Consider the following 8,844-nt stretch of genomic DNA (forward strand, 5'->3'; position numbering starts at 1 on the left):
ACAATTGACCCCTTATACGCAGCATTAGCACCCATTTTTCAGGAAACGTCGCCTGCGCGGCCGTTTTTCACTAGCCGCTTGCCGGCAATATTGATTATTAAAGGTTCACATGAGTCTCCAATGCGGCATCGTCGGCCTGCCCAACGTCGGCAAGTCCACCCTCTTCAACGCCCTGACCAAGGCCGGCATCCCGGCTGAAAACTATCCCTTCTGCACCATCGAGCCCAACGTCGGCGTGGTCGAAGTGCCGGATCCGCGCATGGACGCGCTGGCCCTCATCGTCAAGCCGGAACGCATGGTCAACGCCATCGTCGAATTCGTCGACATCGCCGGCCTGGTGGCGGGCGCGTCGCAGGGCGAGGGCCTGGGCAACCAGTTCCTGTCGCACATCCGCGAAACCGACGCCATCGTCAACGTCGTGCGCTGCTTCGTGGATGACAACGTGATCCACGTGGCCGGCAAGGTCAGCCCGCTGGACGATATCGAAGTGATCCAGACCGAGCTGGCGCTGGCCGACATGGGCACCGTCGAAAAAGCCATCCACCGCGAACACAAGAAGGCCCGCTCCGGCGACAAGGATGCCGCCAAGCTGGTCGCCATCCTCGAACGCATGATGCCGCACCTGAACGATGCCAAGCCAGTGCGCGCCATGGGCCTGGACGCCGACGAACTGTTGCTGATCAAGCCGCTGTGCCTGATTACGGCCAAGCCGGCCATGTACGTCGCCAACGTGTCCGACACCGGCTTCAAGGACAACCCGCTGCTGGACCAGCTGGCCGCCTACGCCAAGTCGCAGAACGCGCCCATGGTCGCCATCTGCGCCGCCATCGAAGCGGAAATCGCCGACCTCGACGACGCCGACAAGGGCGCCTTCCTGGCCGACATGGGCATGGAAGAGCCCGGCCTGGACCGTCTGATCCGCGCCGCCTACAACCTGCTCGGCCTGCAGACTTATTTCACGGCCGGCGTCAAGGAAGTGCGCGCCTGGACCATCCACGTCGGCGACACGGCGCCGCAAGCGGCCGGCGTGATCCACACCGACTTCGAGCGCGGCTTCATCCGCGCCCAGACCATCGCCTACGACGACTTCGTCCAGTACAAGGGCGAGGGCGGCGCCAAGGAAGCGGGCAAGATGCGCGCCGAGGGCAAGGAATACGTCGTCAAAGACGGCGACGTGCTGAACTTCCTGTTCAACGTCTAAACGCGAAGCATCGAATCACCGCATTTCACCTTACCTCAGAAATGCCACTAAGCCCCGTAGATACGGGGCTTTTTCATGTCTGGTCGTCTCACTCAATGTCTTTGCATCTCATCTAAAACCGGGTACGATGCCGGGTATGACATCGGAAGCGTCTCAAAATTTACCGGGTACGCTTCTTCATAGGGGAAACCATGCTGAACGACCGAGAGTGCAAGAACGCCAAGCGCCAGGAAAAGCCGTATAAGCTGCCCGACGGGAACGGCCTGTATCTGGAAGTCAAGCCGAACGGAGTAAAAGCCTGGCGCTATCGTTTCGAGCTGCGCCAGGACGGCGTGGCCAAGGAAAGTGTGTTCGCCATCGGCACCTATGCATCGCCGCCGGCGGCCGAGTCTGCCGAGCAGGCGGCGGCCAGGCGCGCCGGCGGCGTGTTCACGCTGGCCGAAGCCAGAGACGAGCGTACGAAGGCGCGCGCGCTGGTCAAGCAGGGCCTGAACCCGGCGCACAACCGGCAGTTGGACCGCATCAAGCGGGAGCAGGCCAATGCGACCACGTTTGAAGCAGTCGCCAAGGAATGGCTGGCGCTGAAAGACTGGGAGGACGTCACCAAGGCGCGGCGCTTGGACATGCTGACCCGCGTGGTATTTCCCAAAATCGGCGCGCTGCCTGTCGCTGGGGTGACGTCGGCGCATGTGCTGGACGTGCTGACCACCTCAGCGAAGGCGAACGGGCCGACCGTGGCCGCAGAAGCGCAGCGCACCATGTCCGGCGTGTTCGAGTTGGCGATATCGACCTTGCGCGCCACGGCCGACCCGGTGCACCCGGTCCGCAAGGCGCTGCCGGCGAACAAGACGCAGCACAAGCGCGCCCTGACGACGAACGAGATTGGCGCCTTGCTGCGCGCCGTCGACGGGCACGGCGGGCGGCATGAAACGCTCACCGCGTTCCGGTTGATGTGGTGGACGCTGTGCCGGCCCAGCGAGGCAGCCGAGGCGCGCTGGGATGAGTTCGACCTGGAGGCGGCCATCTGGCGCATACCGGCCGAGCGGATGAAAAAGCGCGAAGCCCACGCCATCCCGCTGCCGGCGCAGGCCGTTATCGCGCTGCGGGCGCTCCAGGCCATCACTGGCCGCTATGCCCACGTCTTCCCTGGGCGCGACAACAGGGAAGGGCCGATGGCGGTAGCCTCGTTCCGGCAAATGCTCTATGCGCTGGACTGGGCTGGCAAATATAGCCCCCATGCCACCAGGACCACCGGCAGCACTAGGTTGAACGAGCTGGGATATCGTTCGGACTGGATTGAGCGTCAGCTGGCGCACGCCGAGCCGAACTCTGTACGGCGCACTTACAATCACGCGGATTATCTGGCTGACCGCGCGAAGATGATGGCTGCGTGGGCGAATTTGCTGGATGCCTGGACTGCTGGCGCCGACGTTGTGCCGCTGCGCGCTGGAGCCGCCTAATCGTGGTCCATCCAATAATCGACATTTGAAAGTTAATATGGAAAAAATGGTTTGGCACTATGCTCCTTGGGCTTATCTCCCGGCAATGGTGGAATCTGGTGAGTTGAAAACCAGTAATGCTGGTGTTCCCGACGAAGTGCCTATGCTCTGGTTTTCCGCCAATCAAAGCTGGGAGCCTACAGCCACGAAAATGGTTGGCAATAGTCGCGGCACGGCTTTAATAAAGCTGACGTTTGACGAGCAGGTGGAAAAGTTTGGGTGCGTCAGGTTCGGGCTACTGGCAGATGACAGTCGATTGCTTGAGTGGAAAAACGCATGTGTAGCCGCAGGAACTGCCCCGAAAAAGAAAAGGGCGATGGAGCAAGTAGGTCGTCGCCAAGGCGCCAACCCTGCACATTGGTATGCAGTCACTGACAATATTCCCCTTGATGGACTGCTTTTTCAAGTGTTCGCCAATAACGGGTGGTGCAATATCGACTGGCAAGGGCAGGGGATAGAGGCTATGGCGGAAAAATGGACCGAAGCACGAGGCAGGGTTATTCAGAACAACCCTACGGCTGCCTGACCGCATTAGGCACGATTTACGCCACACCCTAGACTTAGCGGTCGAACGCCGGCTCCTTCACCGGCCGGGTGTGGCACCTATTCATGAAGGCGACACCTGAAGGGGTGCCAATGACTGAAGATGATTCCAGTACCGCCCGGCCGGAGCCGGCATGGTGCCATCCTACCCGAGCAAAAGACATGCTACATGGTACCGCGCTGTTTGTGCGTGACATGCTGGTGCATGACCGCAGTGCACTCTATAGTACCTATGGCATTCGGTCCGAAGAGGCTGCTCAGTCCTTGCGCTACGTCGAGCTGGCGGAGTTGAGGGTATGGGGTATTGACGAGATGCAGGAAGCCGTAGCGGCTGTGCCGAATCAATCCTCAAGCGATGATGCTTTGCGCCGCCGTATCGTTATGGCGATGCGGGCCGAGGAAGTTGCTGACTTCATTCACCCTGGCGACGCGGTGCTGCTGTTGGAGCGCTCAGGCTTGATGCTTTCACATGAACTCCGAGATGCGGTCGTGTTCATGAGCGCCGGTTCGTATGTTCCTAGCGATGATTTCTCTGACGACGACGAGAATCGTTTGCGTCGCTTGCTGGGACGGCTCGCTATAACTCCGGAACCATTCGAAGTGAAAGCCGATGAAGCTGGCACGCCAGCGCCAGCAATTGGCCCCGCAGAAATCTCAACCGCTGGCCAGCAAGGCGAAAAGATGAAGAAGTCCGCATTGATATCAAAATACAGAAATGTATGGCCCAGCGTAGAGGCTGATATCAACAATGCATCCCGGACGGAACTCAAAAGCGCGAGCCGGGGCAAGGGGTATTACGATGTCGCCATCGCACTTAAGTGGGCGAAGCAGGAAGGAAAAATAAGCGAGAGGGCATCTGTTGGCTTGCCGACTAATTCAATACTCGACAGCCCGACATCAGTCAAACATACGACGAGTTGACGGAAGTATGTAAAAAGTATGTAATTTCTCTGCAAAAAATATGTAGATTTTGTGGAGTCAACAATGCGGTATGAAATAGGGGCCTTCTCAATCAAGTAGGAGGCCCAAGTGCCCGTCCCGCAGACCTTCCCCCCACTGGAAACAGTCACCAGCCCAACCGTAGGCAATGCTGCAGCCGCTTACTACCTCAACCGCAGCAAACAAACGATGCGCCTGTGGGCCTGCAATGGCGGACCCATCAGCCCGCTGCGCATCAATCGCCGCCTTGCCTGGCCGACTGCCGAAATCCGCCGCCTGACCGGGATGGGTGTTTAATGAGCGCCGCCGTGAATCTGGCAGAGCGCCCAGCCGTGGGCTTCATACGCCAATCCGACTTGGTGCCGGCCATGGTCCCGTTCTCAGCCGCTACTCTGTGGCGCAAAGTGAAGTCGGGTGAGTTCCCGCAGCCGGTGAAGTTGTCAGCGCGTGTGACGGCATGGCGCCTTGAGGATGTCCATGCGTGGATGCAGTCGCGGACGTCGGCGGGAGGTGCTTGATGGAGCCGCTACACAAGCCCCAAAAACGAAGAGGGCCCGGCCGCCGCCAAGCAGAACCGGACCTCTTCCCAAAAGCTGAACCTGCCGAGCATTCTACATCACCTGCTCAATTTTCGGGCACTGACAACGCGCGCCACTTGCGCGTACTCCAATCGCTGATGACTCGCCCGCGCAAGCGCGAGGAAATCGACCACATCGCCGGCGCCAGCAACGGCCCCGACCTGATTGCCGAACTGCGCCGCCGTGGCCTGCGCGCTGCATGCCACCGTACGCCTGGCATCGACCGCGACGGCAACCCGGTTCGCTTCGGCGTGTACGCGCTGGACGATGCCGACCGCCGTGCCATCAACGCGTGGCTGCGGCTGCGCGCCCTGAAGGCCGGCCAATGAGCGCGCCCTTGGTCAACGCCGCTGTACGCGCCTGTATCACCCTGAGCAGCGCGATTGAATCAGCCAACGAGGCGAGATCCGGAGGACACGACCTCGCCCTGGAGATAGTCAGCGAACTTCAATCGGACTTGTTAGAGGCATACAACCTGCTAACCAATCAGCTCTCTATTGAGCTGGATCTCGATGCGCGCCAACTGGTTCGCGACCTGATTGTCGCTGACGTGGAATCGTCTCGCGCAATTATCTTCGCCCAGACAGGCCTCCGTCTCCCGCTCGGGAAAAAGGCATAACGTGGGCGCCACCAGCAGCCGCAAGAAAGGCGACTCAGGCCGCGACGGCGGCGGTTTTGTGGCTCTGCCATGGTCTGTTCTTGATTGCCCCGCCTACGCCACCCTGTCGCATCCTGCGCGCAGTCTGCTGATGGAGTTCGCGCGCCAACTCGGCAAGGACAACAATGGCCGCCTGTTGGCGTCCAGCGCGTACTTGTCGAAACGTGGATGGAAATCGGACGACGTAATTGACCGCGCAAAGAAAGACCTTTTGGCGAAGGGATTTGTTTTCCAAACCGTACAAGGCCAGCGCCCCAACAAGGCATCTTGGTTTGCCGTGACATGGCACGCTCTCGTGCCAAGCCCGGCATACGACCCGGGCGTGAGGGTGGCATTCGAACGCGGCGCCTACCGAAAATGTGAGTCGGGAAAAATTAACGCCCTTACTCCGTCTAACGGAGTAGGCAGGGTTCCTGTAGCTCCGTCTGACGGAGCAAAGACCATGCCGCCTACTCCGTCTGACGGAGCTATCCGGGGCATTTTGGGGTGCCTCTCTACTCCGTCAGACGGAGACCTTCTAGATTTGCCATCTGCTGTTGAAGTTTTGGAGGCAGCAGGATGCAATTGAGTGTCGACAGCCGCAGCATAGAGCAATGCCAAGACGACGAACAGCGCCAGCCACCACCGATCCCACAAACATCACCGCCCGGACACCGGGAAGAAAGAACGATATGACCAAGAAATCGCCCAACGTAATGCTCCAGACGGCCGCCATCGCGCTGCACGGCGCGCCTGCGATGCTCACACCTCAGGCAAGGCAGATTGCCGCGCACCTTGTCGACGGCGTGCTTAGCGCCGCCGCTGCCGGTGGCTACAAACAGGCCGACATCCTCGGCACGCTGCTGGCGCGCTGCACGATGTCGCGCCGCGTCACCAGGATGGCGCGCGAGGCATGCGAGGCGGCCGGCACTGCTTCGCTGAAGGAGGTCTTCGGCAGGTTGGGTCTGGCCGGCGTGACGGCTTGGCCAGCGTAGGAAATCGGCGCCAACCAGCGCCAGCAGTACAAACCGACCGGGCGGAACCCGGGATCTGAAACGAAAGGCGACACCTATGAAGATCAAGACCACCCCTGACGGCAAGCATGCCATCCTGAAAAACGGCGTGCCCGTGTACGTCATGGACAACGGCACCGAGCGCGAAATCGACGGCGCCGCCGCCTGGAGGCTGGCGCTGAGCAAGCATTTCGAGACATCGCCGGTGATGGCCGGCCTGAAGCTGCCGGCCGATGTGGCGGCATCTTTCTTCGGCGACGCGTTCCGCATCGAGGCTGGCAAGCTGGTGGCGGTCGACAAGCACGGCATCCAGATGTACTCGCCTACGCGCCACGGCGAGGCCGCCAACTTCGATGAGGCATTCGCCCAACTGGTCGACCGCTACGAGAGTAAGAGCATCATTCAGCGCGAGCCCGGCGCAGGCGGTGCGCCAGGTGCAGCACCGGCTGCCGGCCAGCAGCCAGCCGGCGCCACGGTCAGCCGCGCCGCATTCGACGCGATGCCGCAGGATACCCGCGTACGGTTCCTCGGCGGCGGCGGCCGGATCAGCGACAGCGCCACAGGCGCGGCCCCAGCGGCTCCCCCACCAACCCCAACCGGCAAGACCGTTACCCGTGCGGCTTTCGATGTAATGGGAACTCAGGAGCGCGGCGCGCACTTCAAGGCCGGCGGCAAGGTCGTGGACTAAGCGAAATCGGGCCGCTGAGCGGCTTTTGCCGCTCCGCTGGTCCAACCACGCCAGGCAGGTGCTACGCGCGTCGCTGCGACCCGCTCCGCGCCTCCCAACCACATTGCCACTCACCAGCAGAGGAAATCATGGGTACATTCGCATTACAAATCGCGGCATGGGTCGCGAAAACGAAGGAGGACACTGACCAGGTGGTCCGCCGCGTGCTGCAGGAGGTAGGCGACGAACTGATCCTGCGCTCTCCGGTCGGCGACAAGGAAAAATGGGCCGAGAACATCGAGCGGAAGGAGCGCGGCCTACCGGCGCTGCCACCCGGCTACGTCGGTGGCCGGTTCAAGGGCAACTGGCAGCTGGGCGTTGACGAGCCCGTCACCGACACGCTGCCCGACATCGACCCCAGCGGCGCAGCGTCGAAGGCGCGCATGATGGCCGCCATCCCGCCGCAGGCTGCCGGCAGGCACTACTTCATCACGAACAACCTGCCATATGCGCAGCGCTTGGAGGACGGCTGGTCGAAGCAGGCGCCCAGCGGCATGGTGGCGCTGACGGTGGTGCGGTACCAGGCCATCGTCGACGGTATCGTGGCGAGCCTGAAATGAGCAATGACCGCGAACTAATTCACGCCGCGCTCATGTGGCATGCCGCTCATGCGCGCCGCCTGGCCATCGGCGCCGAGAAGCGCCGTCTGGACAAGCTGCTCAAGACCGAGGGGTTGTCTATATTTTCGCCGGCTTACACCCAGCAAGGCAACGCCGCGCGCCAGTTGACCGAGCTCAAGCGCAAGGAGCTGGCCGCACTGCGTGCGCTCGCAAAGGCCTGTGCCAAGCAACGTGGCCGCCTGGACGTGGCCGACATCATCGATGTGGGCGGCGCCATGGTGCTGCTGGCGGACGCAAAATGAGCGCTGGCTAGATGTACACAGCTTGACAAAACTTGACAATGGAGAGCCATGAGAGGCCTGCCCACAGCCGTAAGAATGCATATCCTGACTGAGCTCGCGTGCTTTGCGACGCCTACGCAGGTGGTCGAGTCCGTCAAAGCCGTGTTTGCCATCGAAGTCAGTCGCCAGTGTGTGGAAGCGCACCACCCGGAGCGGCGTGCCGGCGCCAAGCTGAACCCAGCTTTGTGCGTGCTGTTCTACGAAGCCCGGGCGAAGTTGCTGGCCGAACTGGACGACATCGGCCTTGCCAGTCGAGCCGGCCGTCTTCGTGCGCTTGACCGGATGGCTGGCAAGGCCGAGCGAATGGGAAACCTCGCCCTGGCCGTGCAGCTCATACAGCAGGCCGCGCGCGAGGTCGGCGGAATGTATGAGAAACGCCAGCGTCTTGAGCGGGTGGACAGCATTGCGGATTGAAATTTAACGCTCGAAAGGGCAGAGGAAAAAATGAGCAAGACCAATGACGGCACCAAAAATAAAGCGCCAGCGGTAGTCGACAGAAACGCGCTTCATATCGACCTGGAGCCGGGCGAGAACCCGGACGCGGCCGAGGTAAAGGCGCGCCTGCACCCTGTCGTGAGCGCTACTGCCACGATGCGCGCCTTTGATACATCGCTTGCAAACACCTCCCTTGGTGCGATGGTGGACGAATTGGCCCGCCATGTGAACGACTCCAAAGCTGGCAATTTGAACCGCCCGGAGGCTATGTTGCTGACACAAGCCCACACGCTCGACGTGATTTTCAATGCCCTGGCGCAGCGAGCAGGCGTGAATATCGGCAACAACAAGGACGCGGCCGAGACATACCT

Annotated in this window: 13 protein-coding genes and 1 pseudogene; all 14 read left to right on the forward strand. The window is 61.3% G+C overall.

Features of this window, described 5'->3' with window-relative positions; genetic code table 11:
• Positions 1-109: 109 nt before the first annotated feature.
• Positions 110-1,201, forward strand: coding sequence for a redox-regulated ATPase YchF (gene ychF / locus Q0S71_RS07145; protein WP_295993447.1), 1,092 nt, complete (start codon positions 110-112; stop codon positions 1,199-1,201).
• Positions 1,202-1,392: 191 nt separating this feature from the next.
• A complete protein-coding gene (locus Q0S71_RS07150; RefSeq protein ID WP_295993450.1) occupies positions 1,393-2,661 on the forward strand; it encodes a tyrosine-type recombinase/integrase in 1,269 nt (422 codons plus the stop codon).
• Positions 2,662-2,698: 37 nt separating this feature from the next.
• Positions 2,699-3,226, forward strand: a complete 528-nt coding sequence (locus tag Q0S71_RS07155; RefSeq protein WP_295993453.1) for a hypothetical protein — start codon at positions 2,699-2,701, stop codon at positions 3,224-3,226.
• A gap of 83 nt (positions 3,227-3,309) precedes the next feature.
• Complete coding sequence (locus Q0S71_RS07160; RefSeq protein WP_295993456.1) at positions 3,310-4,164, forward strand: hypothetical protein; 855 nt, start codon at positions 3,310-3,312, stop codon at positions 4,162-4,164.
• A gap of 108 nt (positions 4,165-4,272) precedes the next feature.
• A complete protein-coding gene (locus Q0S71_RS07165) occupies positions 4,273-4,479 on the forward strand; it encodes a DNA-binding protein (RefSeq protein WP_295993458.1) in 207 nt (68 codons plus the stop codon).
• A gap of 71 nt (positions 4,480-4,550) precedes the next feature.
• Positions 4,551-4,700, forward strand: a complete 150-nt coding sequence (locus Q0S71_RS07170; RefSeq protein ID WP_295993480.1) for an AlpA family transcriptional regulator — start codon at positions 4,551-4,553, stop codon at positions 4,698-4,700.
• A 137-nt stretch (positions 4,701-4,837) separates the two neighbouring features.
• Positions 4,838-5,089, forward strand: a complete 252-nt coding sequence (locus Q0S71_RS07175; RefSeq protein WP_295993461.1) for a hypothetical protein — start codon at positions 4,838-4,840, stop codon at positions 5,087-5,089.
• Positions 5,086-5,379 (forward strand): hypothetical protein, encoded by a 294-nt coding sequence (locus Q0S71_RS07180; protein WP_295993464.1) that lies wholly within the window; start codon positions 5,086-5,088, stop codon positions 5,377-5,379. Before Q0S71_RS07175 ends, Q0S71_RS07180 begins: the two co-directional genes overlap by 4 nt.
• A 710-nt stretch (positions 5,380-6,089) precedes the next feature.
• Entirely contained in the window at positions 6,090-6,392 is a 303-nt protein-coding gene (locus Q0S71_RS07185) for a hypothetical protein (protein ID WP_295993468.1), read from the forward strand.
• A gap of 76 nt (positions 6,393-6,468) precedes the next feature.
• A complete protein-coding gene (locus Q0S71_RS07190) occupies positions 6,469-7,098 on the forward strand; it encodes a DUF6651 domain-containing protein (protein WP_295993470.1) in 630 nt (209 codons plus the stop codon).
• A gap of 128 nt (positions 7,099-7,226) precedes the next feature.
• Entirely contained in the window at positions 7,227-7,697 is a 471-nt protein-coding gene (locus Q0S71_RS07195; protein WP_295993473.1) for a hypothetical protein, read from the forward strand.
• Positions 7,694-7,999: a hypothetical protein gene (locus tag Q0S71_RS07200; protein ID WP_295993475.1), complete on the forward strand. Its 306-nt coding sequence runs from the start codon at positions 7,694-7,696 to the stop codon at positions 7,997-7,999. The genes Q0S71_RS07195 and Q0S71_RS07200 overlap by 4 nt, the downstream gene beginning before the upstream one ends.
• A 48-nt stretch (positions 8,000-8,047) precedes the next feature.
• A complete protein-coding gene (locus Q0S71_RS07205; protein ID WP_295993477.1) occupies positions 8,048-8,452 on the forward strand; it encodes a DUF2280 domain-containing protein in 405 nt (134 codons plus the stop codon).
• A gap of 30 nt (positions 8,453-8,482) precedes the next feature.
• Positions 8,483-8,844: pseudogene (locus tag Q0S71_RS07210) on the forward strand (hypothetical protein); the annotation flags it as partial.

Source organism: Rugamonas sp. (assembly GCF_025354735.1).
Taxonomy (GTDB): Bacteria; Pseudomonadota; Gammaproteobacteria; order Burkholderiales; family Burkholderiaceae_D; genus Rugamonas.